At 63.0% G+C, this 25,484-nt stretch carries 23 protein-coding genes and 1 tRNA gene; 17 read left to right on the forward strand and 7 right to left on the reverse strand.

Annotated elements, in window-relative coordinates:
- Nucleotides 1-142 precede the first annotated feature (142 nt).
- Nucleotides 143-229: transfer RNA gene (locus ACODS9_RS10845), tRNA-Leu, on the reverse strand.
- Nucleotides 230-327: 98 nt separating this feature from the next.
- On the opposite strand from ACODS9_RS10845, the gene ACODS9_RS10850 reads away from it, so the two are divergent.
- From ACODS9_RS10850 to ACODS9_RS10890, 9 genes are all read left to right on the forward strand, one after another.
- On the forward strand, nt 328-501 hold the full coding sequence (locus ACODS9_RS10850) for a hypothetical protein (protein WP_156177503.1): 174 nt from the start codon (nt 328-330) through the stop codon (nt 499-501).
- Nucleotides 501-3,074, forward strand: a complete 2,574-nt coding sequence (gene rnr / locus ACODS9_RS10855) for a ribonuclease R (protein WP_489093887.1) — start codon at nt 501-503, stop codon at nt 3,072-3,074. Before ACODS9_RS10850 ends, rnr begins: the two co-directional genes overlap by 1 nt.
- On the forward strand, nt 3,071-3,817 hold the full coding sequence (gene rlmB / locus ACODS9_RS10860; RefSeq protein ID WP_104444841.1) for a 23S rRNA (guanosine(2251)-2'-O)-methyltransferase RlmB: 747 nt from the start codon (nt 3,071-3,073) through the stop codon (nt 3,815-3,817). The genes rnr and rlmB overlap by 4 nt, the downstream gene beginning before the upstream one ends.
- A gap of 254 nt (nt 3,818-4,071) precedes the next feature.
- On the forward strand, nt 4,072-4,497 hold the full coding sequence (rpsF, locus tag ACODS9_RS10865) for a 30S ribosomal protein S6 (protein ID WP_023629370.1): 426 nt from the start codon (nt 4,072-4,074) through the stop codon (nt 4,495-4,497).
- 28 nt (nt 4,498-4,525) lie between these two features.
- Nucleotides 4,526-4,756, forward strand: coding sequence for a 30S ribosomal protein S18 (gene rpsR / locus ACODS9_RS10870; RefSeq protein WP_003249563.1), 231 nt, complete (start codon nt 4,526-4,528; stop codon nt 4,754-4,756).
- Nucleotides 4,757-4,790: 34 nt separating this feature from the next.
- A complete protein-coding gene (locus tag ACODS9_RS10875) occupies nt 4,791-5,657 on the forward strand; it encodes a hypothetical protein (protein WP_046854005.1) in 867 nt (288 codons plus the stop codon).
- A 20-nt stretch (nt 5,658-5,677) separates the two neighbouring features.
- Nucleotides 5,678-6,124, forward strand: coding sequence for a 50S ribosomal protein L9 (rplI, locus tag ACODS9_RS10880; protein ID WP_046854006.1), 447 nt, complete (start codon nt 5,678-5,680; stop codon nt 6,122-6,124).
- Between the two features lie 112 nt (nt 6,125-6,236).
- Nucleotides 6,237-7,634, forward strand: a complete 1,398-nt coding sequence (gene dnaB, locus ACODS9_RS10885) for a replicative DNA helicase (RefSeq protein ID WP_046854007.1) — start codon at nt 6,237-6,239, stop codon at nt 7,632-7,634.
- Nucleotides 7,635-7,799: 165 nt separating this feature from the next.
- On the forward strand, nt 7,800-10,103 hold the full coding sequence (locus tag ACODS9_RS10890; RefSeq protein WP_489093888.1) for a YgiQ family radical SAM protein: 2,304 nt from the start codon (nt 7,800-7,802) through the stop codon (nt 10,101-10,103).
- Between the two features lie 34 nt (nt 10,104-10,137).
- Here the strand turns inward: ACODS9_RS10890 and ACODS9_RS10895 are convergent, their stop codons facing one another.
- Nucleotides 10,138-10,725: a cytokinin riboside 5'-monophosphate phosphoribohydrolase gene (locus ACODS9_RS10895; RefSeq protein WP_401109081.1), complete on the reverse strand. Its 588-nt coding sequence runs from the start codon at nt 10,723-10,725 to the stop codon at nt 10,138-10,140.
- Between the two features lie 347 nt (nt 10,726-11,072).
- Here ACODS9_RS10895 and azu point away from each other — a divergent pair, with 347 nt between their 5' ends.
- Entirely contained in the window at nt 11,073-11,519 is a 447-nt protein-coding gene (gene azu, locus ACODS9_RS10900) for an azurin (RefSeq protein WP_489093889.1), read from the forward strand.
- A gap of 111 nt (nt 11,520-11,630) precedes the next feature.
- On the opposite strand, the gene nadE is transcribed toward azu, so the two are convergent.
- Nucleotides 11,631-12,458 (reverse strand): NAD(+) synthase, encoded by an 828-nt coding sequence (gene nadE / locus ACODS9_RS10905; RefSeq protein ID WP_046854011.1) that lies wholly within the window; start codon nt 12,456-12,458, stop codon nt 11,631-11,633.
- 3 nt (nt 12,459-12,461) lie between these two features.
- Nucleotides 12,462-13,667, reverse strand: coding sequence for a nicotinate phosphoribosyltransferase (gene pncB / locus ACODS9_RS10910; RefSeq protein WP_489093890.1), 1,206 nt, complete (start codon nt 13,665-13,667; stop codon nt 12,462-12,464).
- Nucleotides 13,668-14,108: 441 nt separating this feature from the next.
- On the opposite strand from pncB, the gene ACODS9_RS10915 reads away from it, so the two are divergent.
- The 6 genes from ACODS9_RS10915 (at nt 14,109) to ACODS9_RS10940 (ending at nt 20,583) form a co-directional block, all read left to right on the forward strand.
- Nucleotides 14,109-15,245, forward strand: coding sequence for a branched-chain amino acid ABC transporter substrate-binding protein (locus ACODS9_RS10915; RefSeq protein WP_046854013.1), 1,137 nt, complete (start codon nt 14,109-14,111; stop codon nt 15,243-15,245).
- Nucleotides 15,246-15,401: 156 nt separating this feature from the next.
- The gene (locus ACODS9_RS10920) at nt 15,402-16,316 is read left to right on the forward strand and encodes an ABC transporter permease subunit (RefSeq protein ID WP_046854014.1); all 915 of its coding nucleotides are present in this window, start codon (nt 15,402-15,404) and stop codon (nt 16,314-16,316) included.
- A gap of 3 nt (nt 16,317-16,319) precedes the next feature.
- Nucleotides 16,320-17,621 (forward strand): high-affinity branched-chain amino acid ABC transporter permease LivM, encoded by a 1,302-nt coding sequence (livM, locus tag ACODS9_RS10925; RefSeq protein ID WP_046854015.1) that lies wholly within the window; start codon nt 16,320-16,322, stop codon nt 17,619-17,621.
- Complete coding sequence (locus tag ACODS9_RS10930; protein WP_031314650.1) at nt 17,618-18,493, forward strand: ABC transporter ATP-binding protein; 876 nt, start codon at nt 17,618-17,620, stop codon at nt 18,491-18,493. The genes livM and ACODS9_RS10930 overlap by 4 nt, the downstream gene beginning before the upstream one ends.
- The gene (locus ACODS9_RS10935) at nt 18,490-19,206 is read left to right on the forward strand and encodes an ABC transporter ATP-binding protein (protein ID WP_023629375.1); all 717 of its coding nucleotides are present in this window, start codon (nt 18,490-18,492) and stop codon (nt 19,204-19,206) included. The genes ACODS9_RS10930 and ACODS9_RS10935 overlap by 4 nt, the downstream gene beginning before the upstream one ends.
- 609 nt (nt 19,207-19,815) lie before the next feature.
- Nucleotides 19,816-20,583 (forward strand): SDR family oxidoreductase, encoded by a 768-nt coding sequence (locus ACODS9_RS10940; protein ID WP_023629361.1) that lies wholly within the window; start codon nt 19,816-19,818, stop codon nt 20,581-20,583.
- 52 nt (nt 20,584-20,635) lie between these two features.
- Here the strand turns inward: ACODS9_RS10940 and ACODS9_RS10945 are convergent, their stop codons facing one another.
- From ACODS9_RS10945 to ACODS9_RS10955, 3 genes are all read right to left on the reverse strand, one after another.
- On the reverse strand, nt 20,636-21,724 hold the full coding sequence (locus ACODS9_RS10945; RefSeq protein ID WP_489093891.1) for an AGE family epimerase/isomerase: 1,089 nt from the start codon (nt 21,722-21,724) through the stop codon (nt 20,636-20,638).
- Nucleotides 21,725-21,824: 100 nt separating this feature from the next.
- Entirely contained in the window at nt 21,825-22,457 is a 633-nt protein-coding gene (locus ACODS9_RS10950; protein ID WP_102683958.1) for a TetR family transcriptional regulator, read from the reverse strand.
- A 122-nt stretch (nt 22,458-22,579) separates the two neighbouring features.
- Nucleotides 22,580-23,035 (reverse strand): phage infection protein, encoded by a 456-nt coding sequence (locus tag ACODS9_RS10955; protein WP_102683959.1) that lies wholly within the window; start codon nt 23,033-23,035, stop codon nt 22,580-22,582.
- 335 nt (nt 23,036-23,370) lie between these two features.
- Here ACODS9_RS10955 and ACODS9_RS10960 point away from each other — a divergent pair, with 335 nt between their 5' ends.
- Entirely contained in the window at nt 23,371-25,437 is a 2,067-nt protein-coding gene (locus ACODS9_RS10960) for an AsmA family protein (protein ID WP_489093892.1), read from the forward strand.
- Nucleotides 25,438-25,484: the final 47 nt, after the last annotated feature.

Raw genomic sequence — 25,484 nt, forward strand, 5'->3', positions numbered from 1 at the left:
CGTTAAGTCACTGATACCTGAAACCAGCGCGTCTACCAATTCCGCCACCTGGGCAAAGCTTTGCATCGTCTGGTGAAGGCGACTTTCGTCTGCTTTCACACAGTAGTAACAGATCCTTGGTCATCTGTTACTTGAAAATTTTTGGTGCCCAGGAGAAGACTCGAACTTCCACGACCGTTAAGTCACTGATACCTGAAACCAGCGCGTCTACCAATTCCGCCACCTGGGCACACATTCGAGATTAAAAGATGCTTTACAGCGTCGTTCATCTCTACTACAACTTCGGGGTTGTCCGTCGTTGTGGTGCGCACTATACGGACGCTCCTGATGGCTGTAAAGCCCCTGATCGAAAAAAAATTCAAAAAATTCAACCCGTTGATTCCACGCGCCTATTTCCGTTCGGCGGATACCGCGCCGGGGCTGTCCAAGGCTGACATTTCCGGTTTCAATACGCCTATGCCAGAATTCATATCTATATACCCCAAGGTGAACCCCTTCTGATGGCCGATTGGCAATCCCTCGATCCCGAGGCCGCTCGCGAAGCGGAAAAATACGACAACCCTATCCCCAGCCGTGAGCTGATCCTGCAGCGCCTCGCCGACCGTGGCGAGCCGGCTGCCCGCGAACAGCTGGCCGAAGAGTTCGGTCTTTACGAAGAAGACCAGATCGAAGCCCTGCGCCGCCGCCTGCGTGCCATGGAGCGCGACGGTCAGCTTATCTATACCCGGCGCGGCACCTATGCCCCGGTGGACAAGCTCGACCTTATCTGTGGCCGCGTGTCCGGCCACCGCGACGGTTTCGGCTTCCTGATTCCCGACGATGGTAGCGAAGACCTGTTCCTCAGCCCGTCGCAGATGCGCCTGGTGTTCGACGGCGACCGCGGCCTGGCCCGGGTTTCCGGGGTGGACCGCCGTGGCCGCCGCGAAGGTGTGCTGGTGGAAGTCATCTCCCGCGCCCACGAAAGCGTGGTCGGCCGTTACTTCGAAGAGGGCGGCATCGGCTATGTGACCCCCGACAACCCAAAGATCCAGCAGGAAGTGCTGGTCACCGCCGGGCGCAACGGCGGCGCCAAGATCGGCCAGTTCGTGTCGATCAAGATCACCCACTGGCCAACCCCGCGCTTCCAGCCGCAGGGTGATGTGGTCGAGGTGATCGGCAACTACATGGCGCCGGGCATGGAGATCGACATCGCCCTGCGCAGCTATGACATCCCGCATGTCTGGCCGCAGGACGTGATCAAGGAAGCGCGCAAGTTCCGCTCCGAAGTCGAGGAGAAAGATAAAGAGAAGCGCATCGACCTGCGCCATCTGCCTTTCGTCACCATCGACGGCGAAGACGCCCGCGACTTCGACGATGCGGTGTATTGCGAACCGTTGGGCAAGCTGCGCATGTTCTCCGGCGGCTGGCGCCTGTACGTGGCGATCGCCGACGTTTCCAGCTACGTGCGCCTGGGCTCGGCCCTGGATACCGAAGCGCAGCAACGGGGTAACTCGGTGTACTTCCCCGAGCGCGTCGTGCCGATGCTGCCCGAAGAGCTGTCCAACGGCCTGTGCTCGCTGAACCCGCACGTCGATCGCCTGGCCATGGTCTGCGAAATGACCATCAACAAGGCCGGCCAGATGGTCGACTACCAGTTCTACGAGGGTGTCATCCACTCCCACGCGCGCCTGACCTACAACAAGGTCAGCAGCATGCTCGAGCATTCCCGCACCCGCGAAGGCAAGGCCCTGCGCGAGGAATACAGCGCGGTGCTGCCGGACCTGAAGAGCCTGTACGCCCTGTACAAGGTGCTCCTGGCGGCCCGTCACACCCGCGGCGCGATTGACTTCGAAACCCAGGAAACCCGGATCATCTTCGGCGATGACCGCAAGATCGACGAAATTCGTCCGACCGTGCGCAACGACGCCCACAAGCTGATCGAAGAGTGCATGCTGGCGGCCAACGTCGCGACGGCCGAGTTCCTGCAGAAGCACAACGTGCCTGCGCTGTACCGCGTGCACGACGGCCCGCCGCCCGAGCGCCTGGAGAAGTTGCGCGCATTCCTCGGTGAGCTGGGCCTGAGCCTGCACAAGGGCAAGGACCCTTCGCCGAAGGACTACCAGGCACTGCTGGCGAGCATCGCCGGGCGCCCGGACTTCCACCTGATCCAGACCGTCATGCTGCGCTCGCTGAGCCAGGCGGTGTACAGCGTCGAGAACAACGGCCACTTCGGCCTGAACTACGAGGCCTACACCCACTTCACCTCGCCGATCCGTCGTTACCCGGACCTGCTGGTGCACCGCGCCATCCGCAGCGTGATCCGCTCCAAGGTCGACACCCCGCACGTCAAGCGTGCCGGTGCCATGAGTATTCCCAAGGCGCGCATCTACCCGTACGACGAGAACAGCCTCGAGCAGATGGGCGAGCAGTGCTCGATGACCGAGCGCCGCGCCGACGAAGCTACCCGCGACGTGGTCAACTGGCTCAAGTGCGAGTACATGCGTGATCGCGTCGGCGAGACCTTCCCGGGTGTGATCACCGCGGTGACCGGCTTTGGCCTGTTCATCGAGCTGACCGACATCTATGTCGAAGGCCTGGTGCATGTTAGCGCCCTGCCGGGTGACTACTACCACTTCGATCCTGTGCATCACCGCCTGTCCGGTGAGCGCAGCGGCCGCAGCTTCCGCCTGGGCGACACGGTCGAGGTGAAGGTCATGCGTGTCGACCTCGAACAGCGCAAGATCGACTTCGAAATGTCGGAGAAGACCGTCACCGCACCGGTCGGCCGCAAGCCACGCGCTGCCGCGCAACCGGTGGCCGAGCAGGCGCCTGCCGTCGAAGCGAAGATTTCGCCCAAGCCGCGCAGCCGCAAGAGCGAGGCCTCCGAGGCGTACTTCCCGAAAGACGCGGTGCAGCGCAATGCCGAGGTGCGCAAGAGCCGTGAAATGAAGAAGGCGCTGATGGGCGAGGCGCGTGCCAGCGGCCATGCCGGCGGCAAGTCGGAAAAAGGTGGCAAGTCATCCGGCAAGCCGACCAAGCATCGCAAGGGGCCGCCCAAGTCCGGCGCGCCACGCAAGGGCAAGAACAAGTCATGAGTCAGCTGGAAAAGATCTACGGCGTGCATGCCGTGCAGGCACTGCTGCAACACCACCCCAAGCGGGTAAAGCAGATCTGGCTGTCCGAAGGGCGCAGTGAGCCACGCATCCAGGCCTTGTTGGAACTGGCTGCGCAGAACCGCGTCCAGGTCGGCCAGGCCGAGCGCCGTGAACTCGACGCCTGGGTCGAAGGTGTGCACCAGGGGGTGGTCGCCGAGGTGAGCCCGAGCCAGGTTTGGGGCGAGGCGATGCTCGACGAGCTGCTCGAGCGCACCGAGACGCCGCCGTTGATCCTGGTGCTCGATGGCGTTACCGATCCGCACAACCTCGGCGCCTGCCTGCGCACCGCCGATGCGGCCGGGGCGACCGCCGTGGTGATCCCCAAGGACAAGTCGGCGACCCTGACCGGCGTGGTGCGCAAGGTGGCCTGCGGCGCCGCCGAGGTGATGCCGCTGGTGGCCGTGACCAACCTGGCGCGTACCCTGGAGAAACTCCAGCAGCGTGGACTGTGGGTGGTCGGTACCGCTGGCGAGGCCGAGCAGGAAATCTACCAGCAGGACCTGACCGGTCCGCTGGTGATGATCATGGGGGCCGAAGGCAAGGGCATGCGCCGCCTGACCCGTGAGCACTGTGATTTCCTGGTGAAGTTGCCGATGGGCGGCAGCGTCAGCAGCCTTAACGTTTCGGTGGCCACCGGGGTGTGCCTGTTCGAGGCCGTGAGGCAGCGTCAGGTCAAGCGCTGATCTGACCGTGTGTGGGAGCGGCGTATCGCCGCTCCCACGTTGTTTCTCAGGCTGCGGCCTGTTGGGCGAATATGTTTCCGGCTGTTCAAATATTCGCCAACCTCCTTGCTTGTCCTTCCCGGCTTCTCTACAATTGCGCCCCTTGCCGAGCTGGCAGGCGCGCATGTGCCTTCTCTCTAGGGCAAGACATACAGTGTCATTCACTCCTTGTCTGACCAGGTTGCTGGCAGACTACTAACCCGTAAGGAGCATTCATGCGTCATTACGAAATCATCTTCCTGGTTCACCCGGACCAGAGCGAGCAAGTCGGCGGCATGGTTGAGCGTTACACCAAGCTGATCGAAGAAGATGGTGGCAAGATCCACCGCCTGGAAGACTGGGGCCGTCGTCAACTGGCCTACGCAATCAACAATGTTCACAAGGCTCACTACGTGATGCTGAACGTTGAGTGCTCCGGCAAGGCCCTGGCCGAGCTGGAAGACAACTTCCGCTACAACGATGCCGTGATCCGTAACCTGGTCATCCGTCGCGACGAAGCCGTCACCGGCCCGTCCGAGATGCTCAAGGCAGAAGAGAACCGCAGCGAGCGCCGTGAGCGTCGCGAACGTCCTGAGCATGCTGATGGCGCCGAAGGCGACGACAGCAATGACAGCGACAACAGCGATAACGCTGACGAGTAATCCACGGACCTTTTGAGGAGCCTATTACATGGCACGTTTCTTCCGTCGTCGTAAATTCTGCCGCTTCACTGCTGAAGACGTGAAAGAGATCGACTTCAAAGATCTCAACACCCTGAAAGCTTACGTATCCGAAACCGGCAAGATCGTTCCAAGCCGCATCACCGGTACCAAAGCTCGTTATCAGCGTCAGCTGGCCACCGCTATCAAGCGCGCCCGCTTCCTGGCCCTGCTGCCCTACACCGACAGCCACGGCCGCTGAGACCGGGTCGTCGACTAAGTAGCAAGGGATAAGCATGCGAGCGTTGGCAAGTTTCATCATGCGCGGTCGTGTGCAGGCCACCCTCGTGGTGGTCATCAGCGCGGTACTGCCGCTGCTGTTCTGGTTGAGTGCCGCCGCCGGGAGCCTTGTGCTCCTGCGGCGCGGGTTCAAGGACGCTTCATCGGTCATCGCCTGGGGCCTTTTGCCAGCGTTGATCATGGGCTTCTTCGGCGAACCAAGCACCTTGCTGGTGCTTTTGGGAACGCTGGGTCTGGCCGCCTCGTTGCGCGCCGGGCACTCCTGGACCCGGGTACTGCTGTCCAGTGTCGCATTAGGCTTGCTGTACAGCCTGATCCTGGATGCGGTGATGCGCGAAACCTTCGAGGTGCTGGCCAAGGCGCTTGAAAAAGCCCTGCCGCAGTTCGAGGGCCAACCAGTACTACCTGGTGAGCTGATCGGCCCTTTGCTGGTCGCTTCCAGTGCGGTAATGCTGCAGCTGTTCAGCCTGCTGGCCTTGATGCTGGCGCGCTATTGGCAGGCTGCGTTGTACAACCCCGGTGGTTTCGGGCGCGAGTTTCGCGAACTGAGGCTGCCGCTGGTACCCATGCTGGTGCTGGTGTCATTGATGGTGTTGGGCCCGTTCATCGGGTCGCAGTTCATCGTCCTGGCCAGTGCGTCCAGCCTGGTGCTGCTGCTCGCTGGCATCGCCCTGATTCACGGGCTGGTGGCACAAGGGCGACTGGCCGGTTTCTGGCTGGTGGGGATGTACGTGACGTTGCCGCTGCTCATGCAGCTGATGTATCCGTTGCTCGTGGTTCTGGCCATTGTCGACAGCCTGATTGATTTTCGCGGTCGCAAGTCCCCTTCACAGGGTGACGACTCCGCGAACGGTGAAGGTTAAAAGTTAAGAGGTTTTACCAAATGGAACTGATCCTGCTGGAAAAAGTCGCCAACCTGGGCAACCTGGGCGACAAAGTAAACGTTAAGGCTGGTTACGGCCGTAACTTCCTGCTGCCATTCGGCAAGGCCACCGTTGCCAACGCCGCCAACCTGGCCGCGTTCGAAGAACGCCGCGCCGAGCTGGAAAAAGCCGCTGCAGAGAAAAAAGCTTCGGCTGAAAGCCGCGCTGCCCAACTGGCCGAGCTGGAAGTGACCATCACTGCCACCGCTGGCGACGAAGGCAAGCTGTTCGGTTCGATCGGCACCCACGACATCGCTGATGCCCTGACCGCCTCTGGCGTTGAAGTGGCCAAGGCTGAAGTTCGTCTGCCGAACGGCACCATCCGTCAGGTTGGCGAATACGACGTAGCCGTGCACCTGCACAGCGACGTTGAAGCCACCGTACGTGTGGTTGTCGTAGCTGCCTAAGCTGCGTAATCGGCTGGTCCCTCGCGGGCCAGGCGGTTAACATCGGGCACGGTCCTGTTTTGCGCAGGCCGTGCCCTTTGTCTTTTTCATCTTCCAGAATTCTTTCGTGGCCATGAACGAGATCACCACCCCCGAACAACTCGACCTGCAAACCGCTGCCCTGAAGGTGCCGCCGCATTCCATCGAGGCCGAACAGGCCGTGCTCGGTGGCCTGATGCTGGACAACAACGCTTGGGAACGGGTGCTGGATCAGGTGTCGGACGGCGATTTCTACCGGCATGATCACCGCCTGATCTTCCGCGCCATCCACAAGCTGGTGGATGCCAACCAGCCGTTCGACGTGGTCACCCTGCACGAGCAGCTGGACAAGGAGGGTGTGTCCACCCAGGTCGGTGGCCTGGCGTATCTGGCCGAGCTGGCCAAGAACACCCCGTCGGTGGCCAACATCAAGGCCTACGCCGCGATCATCCGTGAGCGGGCCACGCTGCGACAGCTGATCAGCATCAGTACCGATATCGCCGACAACGCCTTCAACCCGCAGGGGCGTAACGCCGAGGAGATCCTCGACGACGCCGAACGGCAGATCTTCCAGATCGCCGAGGCGCGGCCGAAGACCGGCGGGCCGGTGGGGGTCAACGAGCTGTTGACCATGGCCATCGACCGCATCGACACACTGTTCAACTCCGACAGCGATATCACGGGCGTGTCCACTGGTTTCACTGACCTGGATGAAAAAACCAGCGGCTTGCAGGCGGCCGACCTGATCATCGTCGCGGGCCGTCCGTCGATGGGCAAGACCACCTTCGCCATGAACCTGGTGGAAAACGCCGTGTTGCGCAGCGACAAGGTGGTGCTGGTGTTCTCCCTGGAGATGCCCGGTGAATCGCTGATCATGCGTATGCTGTCGTCGCTCGGGCGCATCGACCAGACCAAGGTGCGTTCCGGCCAGCTGGACGACGACGACTGGCCGCGGCTGACCTCGGCGGTCAACCTGCTCAACGACCGCAAGCTGTTCATCGACGATACCGCCGGCATCAGCCCATCGGAAATGCGTGCGCGCACCCGCCGCCTGGCCCGCGAGCACGGCGAGATCGCCATGATCATGGTCGACTACCTGCAGTTGATGCAGATCCCGGGCTCTGCCGGTGACAACCGGACCAACGAGATTTCCGAGATCTCCCGCTCGCTCAAGGCGCTGGCCAAGGAATTCAACTGCCCGGTAATCGCCCTGTCACAGCTCAACCGCTCCCTCGAGCAGCGCCCCAACAAGCGCCCGGTCAACTCCGACCTTCGTGAATCGGGTGCGATCGAGCAGGACGCCGACGTGATCATGTTCGTCTACCGTGACGAGGTGTATCACCCCGAGACCGAGCACAAGGGCGTGGCCGAGATCATCATCGGCAAGCAGCGTAACGGCCCCATCGGCTTTATTCGCCTGGCGTTCATCGGCAAGTACACCCGCTTCGAGAACCTCGCGCCGGGCATGTACAACTTCGACGACGACGAGTAATCACCGAGCCTATCCCCGGCAGCAGCGCTCCTGTGGGAGCCGGCTTGCCGGCGATAGGGCCAGTGGAAGCTACAGATGAATCCGACCACCACCGTCGGATTTGGTCAAAATTTGTGCTATATTCCGCGCCCGCGATTTTCCTGCACATTAGAACCGGTCACTGACATGCAAGCAGCCAAACCACTCTACGACTATCCCAAGTACTGGGCCGAATGCTTCGGGCCAGCGCCGTTCCTGCCGATGAGCAGGGAGGAGATGGATCAGCTCGGCTGGGATTCCTGCGACATCATCATCGTGACCGGTGACGCCTACGTCGACCACGCCTCGTTCGGCATGGCCATCATCGGCCGCCTGCTCGAGGCCCAGGGCTTCCGAGTTGGCATCATCGCCCAGCCGAACTGGCAGTCGAAGGACGACTTCATGAAGCTCGGCGAGCCGAACCTGTTCTTCGGGGTCGCGGCGGGCAACATGGACTCGATGATCAACCGCTACACCGCGGACAAGAAAATCCGTTCCGACGACGCCTACACGCCTGGCGGCATGGCCGGCAAGCGTCCGGACCGCGCCAGCCTGGTGTACAGCCAGCGCTGCAAGGAGGCCTACAAGCACGTGCCGATCGTGCTCGGCGGCATCGAGGCCTCGCTGCGCCGCATCGCCCATTACGACTACTGGCAGGACAAGGTCCGCCACTCGATCCTGGTCGACGCCAGCGCCGACATCCTGCTGTACGGCAACGCCGAACGCGCTATCGTCGAGGTTGCCCAGCGCCTGTCCCAGGGTGAAAGCATCGAGCACATCACCGATGTGCGCGGCACCGCGTTCATTCGTCGCGACACCCCGCAGGGCTGGTTCGAGATCGACTCCACCCGTATCGACCGCCCGGGCCGCGTCGACAAGATCATCAACCCGTACGTGAACACCCAGGACACCCAGGCCTGTGCCATCGAGCAGGCCAAGGGCGACCAGGAAGACCCGAACGAAGCCAAGGTCTTGCAGATCCTCGACAGCCCGAGCGTCACCCGCGAGAAGTCGGTGATCCGCCTGCCGTCGTTCGAGAAGGTGCGCAACGACCCGGTGCTCTATGCCCACGCCAACCGCGTGCTGCACCTGGAGACCAACCCGGGCAACGCCCGCGCCCTGGTGCAGAAGCACGGCGAGGTGGATGTGTGGTTCAACCCGCCACCCATTCCCATGACCACCGAAGAGATGGACTACGTGTTCGGCATGCCCTATGCGCGCATCCCGCACCCGGCGTATGGCAAGGAGCGCATCCCGGCCTACGAGATGATTCGCTTCTCGGTGAACATCATGCGTGGCTGCTTCGGTGGCTGCACCTTCTGCTCGATCACCGAGCACGAAGGCCGGATCATCCAGAACCGCTCGCACGAATCGATCCTGCACGAGATCGAAGAAATGCGCGACAAGGTACCGGGCTTCACTGGCGTGGTCTCCGACCTCGGCGGGCCGACTGCCAACATGTACCGCATCGCCTGCAAGAGCCATGACATCGAGAAGCACTGCCGCAAGCCGTCGTGCGTGTTCCCGGGCATCTGCGAGAACCTCAACACCGACCACAGCTCGCTGATCGAGCTGTATCGCAAGGCCCGTGCCCTGCCGGGGGTGAAGAAGATCCTGATCGCCTCGGGCCTGCGCTACGACCTGGCGGTGGAGTCGCCGGAGTACGTGCGTGAGCTGGTCACCCACCACGTCGGCGGTTACCTGAAGATTGCCCCGGAGCACACCGAGCGTGGCCCGCTGGACAAGATGATGAAGCCGGGCATCGGCACCTACGACCGCTTCAAGCGCATGTTCGAGAAGTTTTCGAAGGAAGCGGGCAAGGAGCAGTACCTGATTCCGTACTTCATCGCTGCCCACCCGGGCACCACCGACGAAGACATGATGAACCTGGCCCTGTGGCTCAAGGGCAACGGCTTCCGTGCCGACCAGGTGCAGGCGTTCTATCCGTCGCCGATGGCTTCGGCCACGGCCATGTACCATTCGGGCAAGAACCCGCTGCGCAAGGTCACCTACAAGAGCGAAGGGGTGGAGATCGTCAAGAGCGAGGAGCAGCGCCGCTTGCACAAGGCGTTCCTGCGTTATCACGATCCGAAGGGCTGGCCGATGCTGCGCGAAGCGCTGCAGCGCATGGGCCGCGCCGACCTGATCGGGCCGGGCAAGCACCAGCTGATCCCGCTGCACCAGCCGGCGACCGACACTTACCAGAGTGCGCGGCGCAAGAACTCGACCCCGGCCGGCAGCCACAAGGTGGGCAAGGACCAGAAGATCCTCACCCAGCACACCGGCCTGCCGCCGCGCGCCAGCGATGGCAGCAAGCCGTGGGACAAGCGCGAGAAGGCCAAGGCCGAAGCGTTCGCCCGCAACCAGCAGGCGGCCAAGGAGCGCAAGGAAGCGGCCAAGGGTGGTGGCGGCAAGGGTAAGAAGCCGCGCCAGCCGGTGCTTCCGCGCTGATCATCAAAGGGGCTGCAAAGCAGCCCCTTCCTGATCAATCAGGCTGCTTGTCGACCCACTTCGGCACCACGGGTGCAACGAAGCTGTCCATCCCGTCCAGCAACTCATCCGGCTGCTCCCCGAGCAACAGCATCGCCCGGTGCTGCTTCCGCACGAAGCCTTCCTCGACAATATGGTCGAGGAACCCGCCCAGCTTCGCGTAGAAACCATTCACATCCAGCAGCCCCAGCGGCTTGGCGTGATAGCCCAGCTGCCCCCAGGTCCATACCTCGAACAGCTCCTCCAGCGTGCCCAGGCCACCCGGCAGGGCGATGAAGGCGTCGCTGAGTTCGGCCATGCGCGCCTTGCGCGCATGCATGCCGTCCACCACTTCCAGGCGGGTCAGGCCCTTGTGGCCGATTTCGGCGTTCATCAGGCTTTGCGGGATGATGCCGACGACTTCACCTCCGGCAGCCATGGCGGCATCGGCCACGGTGCCCATCAGGCCGACCGCGCCGCCGCCATAGACCAGCGTCAGGCCACGGCGGGCGATGGCCTGGCCGAGGGCGACGGCGGCTTCACGGTAGGCAGGGTTGGCACCGATGCTGGCGCCACAGAAGACACAAACGGAACGTACAGGCATTGCTTATCTCCCTTTACATGCGCGCACAGGGTAAGGCGCATGCCTGTCGGTTCCAAGGGGATCATTCGGGACGGGCGAACTCGCATACCGCTGAACCGGCGGCGCCGCAGGCGTAGGCTGCCAGCAGGCTGCGCATCATGTTGCTCAATGTCATGACATTTGCTCCTAATTGAGAGGTTGTCTCATCGTCCATTAAGAGGGCATGATGTGCACTTTGATTGGTTGTATACAATCCATTGAACAAATCTACTGGCTGGCGACTTGACACCCCTTGACCCATATCAGGTACGGGCGTTCGGTTTTCAGGCAGTCTCGCAATTGATAAAACCCTGCCAAGGAGATTCATGATGTTTGCGAAAGCTGTAGCGGTATCCCTGCTGACCCTCGCCAGCGCCTCCGTCTTTGCTGTCGACTGCAAGGTGACTGTCGACTCGACTGACCAGATGTCGTTCAACACCAAGGAATTCACCATCGACAAGAGCTGCAAGACCGTCGAGATCGAACTGACCCACGGTGGCAGCCTGCCGAAGAACGTCATGGGCCACAATCTGGTCATCAGCAAGACCGCTGACATGCAGGCCATCGCGACCGAAGGCATGTCGCAAGGCCTGGACAAGGACTACATCAAGGCCGACAACGCCGCGATCATCGGCCACACCAAGATGATCGGCGCCGGTGAAAAAGACACCATCAAGCTCGACACCGCCAAGCTGGAAGCCGGCGGCGACTACAGCTTCTTCTGCACCTTCCCGGGCCACATCTCGATGATGAAGGGCAAGGTCGTCGTCAAGTAATCAAAACCTGACGCAACACCCTGTGGGAGCGGCCTTGCCCCGCGATGGTGATGGTGAATCCACCACGTCATCGCAGGGCAAGGCCGCTCCCACAGTTGTTTCCACGCCTGATCAAGGGGCGAACGGCAGCTCGCGCTTGTGCTGGGTCTTGCGGTAGGTGGCGACGATGATGTCGAACGCCTCCTGGCTCACCGGCTCACCGTGCAGGAAAGCGTCGATCTGCTGGTAGGTCACGCCGTGGGACGCTTCGTCCGGCTTGCCCGGTTCGAGGTCTTCCAGGTCCGCGGTCGGTACTTTCTCCACCAGCGATTCCGGTGCGCCAAAGCTGCGCGCAATAGCCCGCACCTGGTTTTTCACCAGCCCGCTCAGCGGCGCCAGGTCGCAGGCACCATCACCAAACTTGGTGAAGAAGCCCATTACCGCTTCGGCCGCATGGTCCGTGCCGATCACCAGGCCGGCACGGGCACCCGCGACAGTGTATTGGGCGACCATGCGCGTGCGCGCCTTGACGTTGCCGACGACGAAGTCGACCAGGGTCGGCGAGCCGTTTTTCAGTTCCTCGACCTCCGCCGCCAAGGCCTTTACGGCTGGGGCGATGTCGATGGTGTGCACCTCGTCGGCCTTGATCACGTCCAGGCAGGCCTGGGCGTCGTGCTCGTCGTGCTGCACGTGGTACGGCAGGCGCACGGCGATAAAGGTATAGGCCTTGTCGCCGGTTTCGGCGCGCAGTTCGTTGATGGCGCGCTGGGCGAGCAGGGCGGCGGTCAGCGAGTCGACACCGCCACTGATGCCCAGCACCAAGGTCTTGAGCCGGGCATTGGCCAGGCAGTCCTTGATGAACGCCACGCGCCGGGCCACTTCCTGCTCAAGGGCGGCGGCATCGGCGAACGGCGGCTGCACCTTGAGCGCCTGGGCAATCTCTTGCTGAACGGCTTGCATGGGTTACTCCTTGCTGGGGACTTTGAATACGTGGCGCATGTAGGCGACGAAGTTTTCGTCACGGCACTGGGTCTTGGCGGCTTCGTCGGAGATCTTCGCCACCGGCGAGCCGTTGCAGTCGGTCATTTTAAGCACGATGTTCATGGGCGCCACGCCGGGGATGTCACAGGTCAGGTTGGTGCCGATGCCAAAGCTGACATTGATGCGCCCACGCAGGGCCCGGAAGATTTCCAGCGAGCGGGTCAGGTTCAGGCCATCGGAGAACACCAGGGTCTTGGTCATCGGGTCGATACCGAGCTTCTGGTAATGGGCGATGGCCTTTTCCGCCCAGGCCACCGGCTCGCCCGAGTCATGGCGCAGGCCGTCGAACAGCTTGGCGAAGTACAGGTCGAAATCCTTCAGGAAGGCATCCATGGTGATGCAATCGGTCAGGGCGATGCCGAGCAGTCCCCGGTACTCGCGCACCCAGCAGTCCAGGGCGGCGATCTGGCTGTCGATCAGCCGTGGGCCGAGCTGCTGGTGGGCCATGATCCATTCATGGGCCATGGTGCCCAAGGGCTTGATATCCAGTTTCCATGCCAGGTCGACGTTGCTGGTGCCGACGAAGCGGCCCGGGAACTCATCGCGCAGCACCCGTACCACCTCTTCCTGCACGCGGCTGGAGAAGCGCCGGCGGGTGCCGAAGTCGGCTACCTGCAGTTCGGCCAGTTCGTCGTCGCTGGCGTGGGCGCGCAGCCAGTCGAACTTGCGATATAGCTGGTCGCGGGCTTCGGCCAGGCGCATGCGCGGGTGCAGGTGGCGGTTGCGCACTTCGCTGATGATGGCCAGCAGCGGCACTTCGAACAGGATCACATGCAGCCATGGGCCTTTCAGGCGCAGGAACAATTGGTCGTTCTCGATGCCGATGCGCACATAGCGCAGGTTGAAGCGGAACAGGCGCAGGAAACGCAGGAAGTCCGGCTTGAGGAAGCTGATGCGCTCGAGGAAGGCCAGTTGGCCGTCATCCAGGGTCAGCTCGCTGAGCAGCTCGAGCTGGTTGCGGATCTCGTCCAGGTAGGGGCGCAGGTCCTCGCCGTTGCGGCAGCGAAACTCCCATTCGACATCGGCGTCCGGGTAGTTGTGCAGGACGCCCTGCATCATCGTGAGCTTGTAGAAGTCGGTGTCGAGCAGGTTGTGCACGATGCGCTCGGCGAATGCGCTCTCGCTCATCAGGGGGAAGCTCCAAGGCGGGCAATGGCGACCATTGTGCCAGATCGCGGGGCAAGCCCGCTCCCACGCCGCCCGCGATATTGGCCTCTGCAGGTAATTTTCCGTGTGCCAGCTAGCCTTCAAACAGTGCTCCCTGTAGCAGTCGCGCACCAGTGGTGTGCAGTTCGGTGACGTCCGCTGTTACAGCGCGGTTGCACGTTAACACTTGCGAGGGTTGCAATGATGGCGGGCGCTGGTTGCTCCTTGTCTAGGCGTGTGGGTGTCACTTGCCGTGCGGCAGACGGTTGCACGCTCAATAAAGAAAAGGCCGCCGGTCGCCTCTGTTCACCCCTTGTCGTGTGTTTTCCCGGAAGACAAAACCACTGGCACGGCCCTTGCTCGGAGCACAGGGCTGAGAAGTTGTAGTGCCAACCAAAAAAAATATTCTAGGAGCACCACCTCATGTCGCAGACGTTTTACAAGAAAGGTTTCCTGGCACTGGCTGTAGCCACCGCACTGGGTGTTTCTTCGTATGTTCAGGCCGACATCAAGATCGGCGTCGCGGGCCCGATGACCGGAGCCAACGCAGCGTTTGGCGAGCAGTACATGAAAGGTGCGCAGGCCGCGGCCGACGTGATCAACAAGGCTGGCGGCGTCAACGGCGAGAAGATCGTCCTGGTCAAGGGCGATGACGCCTGCGAGCCGAAGCAGGCAGTATCCGTGGCCAACCGCCTGGTCGACCAGGACAAGGTGGCGGGCGTGGTCGGTCACTTCTGCTCCTCCAATACCATCCCCGCTTCCGAGGTTTACGACGAGGCCGGCGTGATCGCCATCACTCCCGGCTCCACCAACCCGCAGGTGACCGAGCGCGGCCTGTCCGCGATGTTCCGCATGTGCGGCCGTGACGACCAGCAGGGCATCGTCGCCGGCAACTACATTGTCGACGTGCTCAAGGGCAAGAAGGTGGTGGTGCTGCACGACAAGGACACCTATGGCCAGGGTCTGGCTGACGCCACCAAGGCCCAGCTGATCAAGCGCGGCGTCACCCCGGTGCTGTACGAGGGGCTGACCCGCGGCGAGAAAGACTTCAGCGCCGTGGTCACCAAGATCCGCGCCGCAGGTGCCGATGTCGTCTACTTCGGCGGCCTGCACCCGGAGGCCGGCCCGCTGGTGCGCCAACTGCGCGAGCAGGGCCTGAAGGACGTGGCATTCATGTCCGACGACGGCATCGTCACCGACGAACTGGTGGCCACCGCCGGCGGCGCCCAGTACACCAACGGCGTATACATGACCTTCGGCGCCGACCCGCGCCTGCTGCCCGACAGCAAGGCGGTGGTCGAGGAGTTCCGCAAGAACGGCACCGAGCCTGAAGGCTACACCCTGTATGCCTACGCCTCGGTCCAGGCCCTGGCCGCCGCGTTCAACGGCGCCAAGTCGAACAAGGGCGAGGACGCCGCCAAGTGGCTCAAGGCCAACCCGGTCAAGACCGTCATGGGCGAGAAGAAGTGGGACCAGAAGGGCGACCTCACCGTCTCCGACTACGTGGTCTACCAGTGGGATGCCAACGGCAAGTACCACCAGCTGGAAAAACAAAAATAACAATGGCATCCGGCCCGGGCGCGTGATGCCCCGGGCCATAGCCCCGCGGTACCTGTCTTTGTCAGTAGATGTGCACAGTTCTGCGCTGCGAGGGCCGCTGCATCCGGGCCCTGCGTGGTCGGCGCTCGTGCAATCTCAATCAGGTGAGATTGCGTTATGGATGGTATTTTCCTGCAGCAACTGGTCAATGGCCTGACCCTCGGGTCGGTCTACGGCCTGATCGCCATCGGCTACACAATGGTCTATGGCATCATCGGCATGATCAACTTCGCGCACGGCGAGGTGTACATGATCTCCGCGTACCTCGCGGCGATCAGCCTGGCATTGCTGGCCTACTTCGGTATCGAGTCGTTTCCGCTGCTGATGCTGGGCACCCTGTTGTTCACCATCGTCGTCACCGGCGTCTATGGCTTCACCATCGAACGCATCGCCTACAAACCCCTGCGCAACTCCACCCGCCTGGCGCCCTTGATCAGCGCCATTGGCATTTCGCTGATCTTGCAGAACTACGCGCAGATCAGCCAGGGCGCCCGCCAGCAAGGCGTGCCGACCCTGCTCGAAGGCGCCATGCGCGTCGAAGTGGGCAGCGGCTTCGTGCAGCTCACCTACACCAAGATCTTCATCCTGGTGGCCGCTTTCGTCGGCATGGGCCTGCTCACCTACGTGATCAAGTACACCAAGCTCGGGCGCATGTGCCGGGCCACGCAACAAGACCGCAAGATGGCCTCGATTCTGGGCATCAATACCGACCGGGTGATTTCCTACGTGTTCGTCATCGGTGCGGTGATGGCTGCGCTGGCGGGCGTGCTGATCACCATGAACTACGGCACCTTCGACTTCTATGCCGGCTTCATCATCGGCATCAAGGCCTTCACCGCCGCGGTGCTCGGCGGCATCGGCTCGCTGCCGGGGGCCATGCTCGGCGGGATCATCCTGGGGATTTCCGAGTCGTTGTTCTCCGGCCTGATCAACTCCGACTACAAGGACGTGTTCAGCTTCTCGCTGCTGGTGATGATCCTCATCTTCCGTCCCCAAGGCCTGCTGGGTCGCCCGCTCGTGGCTAAGGTGTGAAACATGTCCGTTGCCAATACTGCCTCTGCTTCGCAAACCAAGGGTTTCGACCTTAAACGCAGCCTGCTGGAGACCATCGTCGCCGGCTTGCTGGCCCTTATCGTCTTCGGCCCCGTCGTCGGCGTGGTGCTCGATGGCTACACGTTCAACGCCGAACCCGCCCGCGTCGCCTGGCTGGTCGGCGGCGTGATGATCGGGCGTTTCATCCTCAGCCTGTTCCTGCAGACGCCGACCGGCCAACGCATGCTCCAGGGCTTCGACAGCGGTGGCTCGGGCGTGCACGTGCTGGCGCCGAACTACAAGTCGCGCCTGCGCTACATCATCCCGGCGCTGATCGTCATCGCCATCGTGTTCCCGATCTTCGCCAACAAGTACCTGCTGACCGTGGTCATCCTCGGCCTGATCTACGTGCTGCTGGGGCTGGGCCTGAACATCGTGGTCGGTCTGGCCGGCCTGCTCGACCTGGGCTATGTGGCGTTCTACGCCATCGGTGCCTACGGCCTGGCGCTGGGCTATCAATACCTGGGCCTGGGCTTCTGGAGCGTGCTGCCACTGGCGGCCATTGCCGCGGCGCTGGCGGGGTGCATCCTCGGCTTCCCGGTGTTGCGCATGCATGGCGACTACCTGGCCATCGTCACCCTCGGCTTCGGTGAGATCATCCGCCTGGTGTTGAACAACTGGCTGTCGTTCACCGGCGGCCCCAACGGCATGCCGGCGCCGTCGCCGACCTTCCTGGGCCTGGAGTTCGGCCGTCGGGCCAAGGACGGCGGGGTGCCGATCCACGAGTTCTTCGGCTTTGAATACAACGCCAACCTCAAGTTCGTGTTCATCTACGCGGTGCTGTTCCTGGTGGTGCTGGCGGTGCTGTACATCAAGCACCGACTGACCCGCATGCCGGTGGGCCGCGCCTGGGAAGCCTTGCGCGAGGACGAGATCGCCTGCCGCTCGATGGGCCTGAACCACGTACTGGTCAAGCTTTCCGCGTTCACCCTCGGCGCGTCCACCGCAGGCCTTGCCGGGGTGTTCTTCGCCACCTACCAGGGCTTCGTCAACCCATCGTCGTTCACCTTCTTCGAGTCCGCGCTGATCCTGGCCATCGTCGTGCTCGGCGGCATGGGCTCGACCGTGGGCGTGGTGATCGCGGCGTTCGTGCTGACCGTGGCGCCCGAGCTGCTGCGCAGCTTCTCCGAGTACCGGGTGCTGCTGTTCGGCGTGCTGATGGTGCTGATGATGATCTGGCGACCGCGAGGGCTGATCCGCATCAGCCGTACCGGCGTGGTCCCGCGTAAAGGAGTGGCGCCATGAGCGACGAAGTCATTCTGTCTGTAGACAACCTGATGATGCAGTTCGGTGGGATCAAGGCGCTCAGCGATGTCAGCCTGCAGGTCAAACGCAATCAGATCTTCGCCCTGATCGGCCCCAATGGCGCCGGCAAGACCACGGTGTTCAACTGCCTCACGGGCTTCTACAAGGCCACCGGCGGGCGGATCGAGCTGAACGTGCGCGGCAGCCACACCAACGTCATCCAGCTGCTCGGCGAGCGCTTCCGGGCGGCGGACTTCGTTTCGCCGGCACGCTTCGCCAACCGCCTGTACTACAAGATGTTCGGTGGCACCCACCTGGTCAACCGCGCCGGGCTGGCGCGCACCTTCCAGAACATCCGCCTGTTCAAGGAAATGTCGGTGGTGGAGAACCTGCTGGTGGCCCAGCACATGTGGGTCAACCGCAACCTGCTGGCCGGGGTGCTCAATACCCCGGGCTACCGCAAGGCCGAGAGCGATGCCCTCGACCATGCTTTCTATTGGCTGGAGGTGGTCGACCTGGTGGACTGCGCCAACCGCCTGGCCGGCGAGCTGTCCTACGGCCAGCAGCGTCGCCTGGAGATTGCCCGGGCGATGTGCACGCGGCCGAAGATCATCTGCCTGGACGAACCGGCCGCCGGCCTCAACCCCCAGGAAACCGAAGCGCTGAGCCGCATGATCCGTGTGCTGCGCGACGAGCATGACATCACCGTGGTGCTGATCGAACACGACATGGGCATGGTCATGAGCATCTCCGACCATATCGTCGTGCTCGACCACGGCAACGTGATTGCCGAAGGATCACCGCAGGATATCCGCCACAACCCGACGGTGATTGCCGCCTACCTGGGTGCCGACGAAGAGGAACTGACATGAGCGCGCCCATTCTCGAGCTGAAGGACCTGGATGTGTTCTATGGGCCGATCCAGGCCCTGAAGAAGGTCTCGATGCACATCAACGAAGGCGAGACGGTCAGCCTGATCGGCGCCAACGGCGCGGGCAAGTCGACACTACTGATGTCGATCTTCGGCCAGCCGCGCGCGGCATCCGGGCAGATCGTCTATCGCGGCACCGACATCACCCGCAAGTCGTCGCACTACATCGCGTCCAATGGCATCGCCCAGTCCCCGGAAGGGCGTCGCGTGTTCCCCGACATGACCGTCGAGGAAAACCTGATGATGGGCACCATCCCGATCGGCGACAAGCATGCAGATCAGGACATGCAGCGCATGTACGAGCTGTTCCCGCGGCTCAAGGAACGGCGCAACCAGCGGGCCATGACCATGTCCGGGGGCGAGCAGCAGATGCTGGCGATTGCCCGCGCGCTGATGAGCCGGCCCAAGCTGTTGCTGCTCGATGAGCCGTCGCTGGGCCTGGCGCCGATCGTGGTCAAGCAGATCTTCTCGACCCTGCGCGAGCTGGCGCAGACCGGGATGACCATCTTCCTGGTCGAGCAGAATGCCAACCATGCGTTGAAGCTGTCCGACAGGGCCTATGTGATGGTCAACGGGCAGATCCGCATGACCGGGACGGGGCAGGAGCTGTTGGTCAACGAGGAGGTGCGTAACGCCTACCTGGGCGGGCACTGAAGTAAATCGCGGGGCAAGTCGGTGCGGCAACCGACTTGCCCCGCGATGCGTTTTATGCCTTCCGGCACATGTGGACAACTTGTCGCATATCTTTCCGGCAGCACACCACAATCCCCACGCAAGCCATTGTTTCCACAGCTGGAAAACTTTCCACGGATTATGTGGAACCGCCTGTGGAAAACATGGTGGCACCTTGCTCAAGCCCTTGTGTACCAACGCCTCCAAGGATCTGTTCGTTTTTTGATCAGGTCTTGCTTGTGCATGATTTATCGAGGGTTTTTAGCAGCAGCGCGGTTCATCCACAGTTGTCCGGATTCTGTGGATAAGTCTGTGAAAAAACTTTGGACAGACCGCCGCAGACGGCAGGTTGAAAGCGTTGCGCCATCACGGGCAGATGTCCACAGCAGGCAAAGGTTCCCTGGAGCCGACGAGTTGCCCCCAATCTGTGGGGAAAGCCTTGTGGATAAGATGCGCATAGCCTGACGAAAGCCCACAATCACGGGGCTTTTCAGCGTCTGTACGTTTTTTGACCAGTGGCTGAAACGGTTGTCGACAACGCTTGCGCCGGGCATGCTGCAAGGCCTGCCGAGCACACCCAAGGAGAAGAGCATGACATCCACCGTATTCATCACTGGCGCGACCTCCGGTTTCGGTGAAGCCACCGCCCGCCGTTTCGCCGATGCCGGCTGGAAGCTGGTGCTCACCGGTCGCCGCAAGGAGCGCCTGGATGCGCTGTGCCAAGAACTCTCGGCCAAGACCGAGGTGCACGGGCTGGTGGTCGATGTGCGTGATCGCCAGGCCATGGAGGCCGCCATCGCCAGCCTGCCGCCGAGCTTCGACAAGCTCCAGGGCCTGGTCAACAATGCCGGCCTGGCACTGGGTGTGGATGCGGCGCAGAACTGCAGCCTGGACGACTGGGAAACCATGGTCGACACCAACATCAAAGGCCTGATGTACACCACCCGCCTGTTGCTGCCGCGCCTGATCGCCCACGGGCGCGGCGCGTCGATCCTCAATGTCGGTTCGGTGGCGGGCAACTACCCGTACCCTGGCGCGAATGTGTATGGCGGCACCAAGGCCTTCGTCGGCCAGTTCTCGCTCAGCCTGCGCTGCGACCTGCGCGGCACTGGCGTGCGGGTCAGCAACATCGAGCCGGGGCTGTGCGAAAGCGAGTTCTCGCTGGTGCGTTTCGGCGGCGACCAGGCCAAGTACGACGCCACCTACGCTGGCGCCGAGCCGATCCAGCCGCAGGACATCGCCGAGACCATCTTCTGGATCCTCAACCAGCCGGCGCATATCAATATCAACAGCCTTGAGCTGATGCCGGTGAGCCAGGACTGGGCAGGGTTCTCGATCGACCGGTCGGCTAAAGGTTGATTCGCTGATGATCGCGGGGTAAGTCGCATCGGCGCACCGCCCCGCGATAGCGTCAGATCAGGCGCTGCAGACCTTCGAGGCAGGTCGCCAAATGATAGGGCGTGGTCGACGGCATGTCATGGCGGCTCACCGCCCCCTCGCCATCGCGGCACTCATGCCAGCCGCCTTCATGCAGGAAGCGTGACTCCAGCGCCGTGAGCTGCTCCAGCAGCCGCGCCTCGCTTCCCGGCCGCAGGGCCAGTGCCCGCAGGTACTCCGCCTGGGCCCAGATACGCTGTGTCGCGTCGATCACCTTGCCGTCCACATCCAGCGTCGCCAGCACCGCAGCATCCTTCACGCCGCACTGTTCGGCGAAGTCGAAGGCCCGCTCGATGGAGGCATGCAGCGCAGTACCGCGCAGCAACTCGGAAGTGTCGAGCAGGTAGAACCATTCGAACTGGTGGCCCGGCTCGAACCAGTTATCCACAGCCCCGCGCGGCTTCTCCAGCATCAGGCCATGGGCCGGTTCGACGAACTGCGCCTGCAGCGCTTCGCACAGCTGCAGCAGCGAATCGCGAACGTCGTCGTCCTCACGTACGGCCAGTACCTGCAGGAAGGCCTCGGCCAGGTGCATCTGCGGGTTCTGCAGCGGGCCGCTGCCCAGGTCTGACCAATCCTCACCCAGGCTGGCCTCGTACAGGCCATCGTCGCGGGCGAACTGCTCGTGGATCACCTCGAGGGCGCCATTGAGCGTGGCTTCCACCAGCCCTTCGCCGACCTTGCCCAGGTAATGGGCGCAGGCGAAGACAATGAAGGCATGGGTGTAGAGGTCCTTGCGCCGGTCCAGCGGCTTGCCCTGGGCGTCGATGCTGTAGAACCAGCCGCCATGTTCGGCGTCATGGAAGTGCTTCTGCAACGAACGGAACAATGCCGCGGCGCGTTCGGCCGCGCCAGGTTGTTCGATGCGGCTGCTGAACAGGTACAGCTGGCGGGCGCAGGCCATGGCCCGGTAGCGTTGCACCGGCAGGGGCCGGTGCTGGGTGTCCAGGGCTTCGTACGGCAGGGCCATGTCGGCGTTCCAGCCCGGGCCTTGCCACAGCGGCACGATGCGCTCGGCGAAGTGCTGTTGGAAACGGGTCAGTGCGGGGCGGGGGTCGGACATGGTGGCGCTCGTGGACGGTCGGGCAGGGCGCCATGGTAGCAGAAGTGACAAGGGGTTCGTGGGGCACCGCCGCTGCCACGATCCGGCTTGGGCGAAAATCTCAGCCTGGATTGCCCAGACCCTGCCAGTGCCGAGCGCCAACAAAAATGAAGCGCAACTGCTGGGTGATCTTTTCCTGTGCCGTCAGCGCCTGTGCATGGCCCGGTTCGGGGCTGTCGATCAGCTCGGGCAGGGTGGCGAACACGGTCTTGACCACCAGGTCGGCCATCACCGCCAGGGCGGCGCCGTCCAGGTGCCGCCAGCGCGGCATCCGCGCAAGGTCGGTGGCCAGGTCGCTGCTGATGTCCTGGCGCAGGCGGGCGATGGCCTGGCGCACCGGTTGCGAGCCGCCGTACTGCTCGCGGGCGAGGAACAGGAACTGCGCGCGGTGGGCGGCGACCACGTCGAGGAAGATGCGCACCGAGGCATCGGTGATACCACCCAGTTCGAATTCGTTATGGCGTACCAGGCGGATGGTCTGGCGGAAGGTGGTGTCCACCTCGGCGACCAGGGCCAGGCCCAGGGCGTCCATGTCGGGGAAGTGGCGGTAGAAGCCGGTGGGCACGATGCCGGCGGCCTTGGCCACCTCGCGCAGGCTGATGCTGCCGAAACCCCGGCCGCTCTCCATGAGCAGGCAGGCGGCATCCAGCAGGGCCTGGCGGGTTTGTAGCTTCTGTTCGGCGCGCGGCAGCATGGGGCAGGCTTCTATGACGGTACGGCTGGGCATTCTGGATAGAAAAACGAAGCCCGGTCAATGGACCGGGCTTGGAGGGGAGCAGCTACCGCACGGAGGGTTGTTGTTTTCAGCCATGGCGATCAGCTCACACGGCTGAGTTCGACCAGGCGATCCGAGCCACCCTCGGCTACACGGTTGTTGCGTTCGTTGAGGCGATCGGAACCACCTTCGGCGACGCGGTCGTTGCGTTCGATCAGGCGATCAGAGCCACCTTCGGCGACACGGTCGTTGCGTTCGATCAGGCGATCCGAACCACCCTCGGCGACACGGTCATTGCGTTCGATCAGGCGATCAGAGCCACCTTCGGCAACACGGTTGTTACGTTCAAGCAGGCGTTCGGCACCGCCTTCGGCCACACGGCCTGCACGTTCCTGCAGGCGCTCGGCGCCACCTTCTGCCAGGGTGTTCAGTGGTTGGCTGACGGTGATGGCGCTGGAGCGCGACTCGGCGCTCAGGTGCTGGTCTTCGGCTGGCAGGGCGAAGGCGTTGGCAGCAAGTACGGACAGGGTCAGGCTCAGCAGCAGATGGCGTTTCATGATTCGGTGCTCCTCTGGGGGGCTGGAAAGTGGGTACGGAGCCAATGCTACGCCCGGTAACTCCAGAGAAAAGTTCATCAGGATAATGGTAACAATCGACGGCATTGATACTGTGTGTGGAGCCCTCTGGCTCAATGTTTTCGGCGATGCGCCGAGCATTGAGGCACGTCGACTCCCCGGTAACACTGCCACGCTCCGTAGACCAAAAGCTGGGGAAATCGTCAGGAAAATCTTGGTTATCATGCTGCACGGATTAAACCCGGCGGGTTTTCATCAGTCCGACATAATGAGTGCCATCGTCGCGCCGCCTTCCATGCAGTCAGGAGAATCACGCAATGACGCGCCCTGCCAGAATCATCGTCTGGACCTTCGCCACCCTGGCCACCCTGTTGGCAATCCTGGTGGTGGTGATCGCCACCTTCGACTGGAACCGCGTCAAGCCGTTGCTCAACGAGAAAGTCTCCGAAGCCCTGCACCGGCCTTTCGCGATCAACGGCAACCTCGCGGTGCACTGGCGCACCGAACCCGAGGAGGGCGGCTGGCGTGCCTTCGTGCCCTGGCCACACTTCACCGCCGAAGACCTCACCCTGGGCAACCCCGAATGGCTCAAGGAGCCGCGCATGGTGGGCCTGGAGCGGGTGGATTTTCGCCTGGCGCCGTTGCCGCTGATCGTCCAGCGCATCAGCATCCCGCGCATCGACCTGGTCAAGCCCAGTGCCAGCCTCACCCGCCTGGCCGATGGCCGGGCCAACTGGGTGTTCGACTTCGGGCCCAAGGATGAGCACGAGGAGCCGTCGAAGTGGGTGCTGGACATCGGCGCGATCGGCTTCGACCAGGGCAATGTCAGCTTCGACGACCAGACCCTGAAAACCAGCATGAAGGTTCAGGTCGACCCGCTGGGCAAGCCGATCCCGTTCAGCGACATCGTCGGCAAGGCCCGCGCCGAGAAAGCCGGCAATGCCCAGGACTATGCCTTCGGCTTCAAGGCCCAGGGGCGCTACAAAGGCCAGGCGGTGGCCGGCACCGGCAAGATCGGCGGCCTGCTGGCGCTGCAGGATGCCAGCCAGCCATTCCCGCTGCAGGCCGACGTGCGCATCGGCGATACCCACGTCGCCCTTGCCGGCACCCTGACCGACCCCCGCAACCTGGGCGCCCTCGACCTGCGCCTGAAGCTCTCCGGCAGCAGCCTGGGCAACCTCTACCCGTTGACCGGCGTGACCCTGCCCGACACGCCACCCTACGCCACCGACGGCCACCTGAGCGCCAACCTGCATGCCGCCGAGGGCGCGCATTTCCGCTATGAAGGCTTCAACGGCAAGATCGGCGACAGTGATATCCATGGCGACCTGGCCTTCGTCGCCAGCCAGCCCCGGCCGAAACTGTCCGGCAACCTGGTCTCCAACCAATTGCTGTTCAAGGACCTGGCACCGCTGATCGGCGCCGATTCGAACGCCGAGCAGAAGGCCCGGGGCGGCGCCAGCAAGCAGCCGGCCAACAAGGTGTTGCCGGTAGAGGAGTTCCGCACCGAGCGCTGGCGGGCGATGGATGCCGACGTGACCTTCGCCGGCAAGCGCATCGTGCATAGCGAGAAACTGCCGTTCAATGACCTGTCTGCCCATGTGATTCTCGAGGACGGCCTGCTGCGCCTGGAACCGCTGCGCTTCGGCGTGGCCGGGGGCAACCTCGATTCCAACATCCGCCTGGACGGGCGCAGCACGCCGATGCAGGGGCGCGCCCAGCTAACCGCCCGGGGCTTCAAGCTCAAGCAGTTGTTCCCCAGCTTTGCGCCCATGCAGACCAGCTTCGGCGAGCTCAATGGCGACGCCGATATCAGTGGCCGGGGCAACTCGGTGGCGGCGCTGCTCGGCACTTCCAACGGCGACTTGCGCCTGTTGATCAACGATGGCGCCATCAGCCGCAGCCTGATGGAGATCGCCGGGCTCAACGTAGGCAACTACGTGATCGGAAAGTTGTTCGGTGACGAAGAGGTGAAGATCAACTGTGCCGCAGCCGATGTCGGCATCAAGGAGGGCCTGGCGACCACCCGCCTGTTCGTCTTCGATACCGAGAACGCGATCATCCACATCGACGGCACGGCCAATTTCGCCAGCGAGCAACTGGACCTGAAGATCACCCCGGAATCGAAAGGGTTACGGCTGTTCTCGCTGCGCTCGCCGTTGTATGTGCGTGGGCCTTTCGCCAAACCGAGTGCCGGTGTGCAGGCAGTGCCGCTGGCGCTGCGTGGCGCGGGGATGGTGGCGTTGGGTGTGGTGGCGGGGCCGGCGGCGGGGCTGCTGGCGCTGATCGCGCCGAGCAGCGGAGATGTGCCCAACCAGTGCACGCCGTTGTTGCAGCAGATGCGCGCCGGCAAGGCGCCGGCGGCGGTGAAGGCCAAGAAGTAGGGCCGCTTTGCGGCCCGATCGCCGGCAAGCCGGCTCCCACAGTTATC

This window comes from Pseudomonas sp. FG36 (assembly GCF_057809275.1).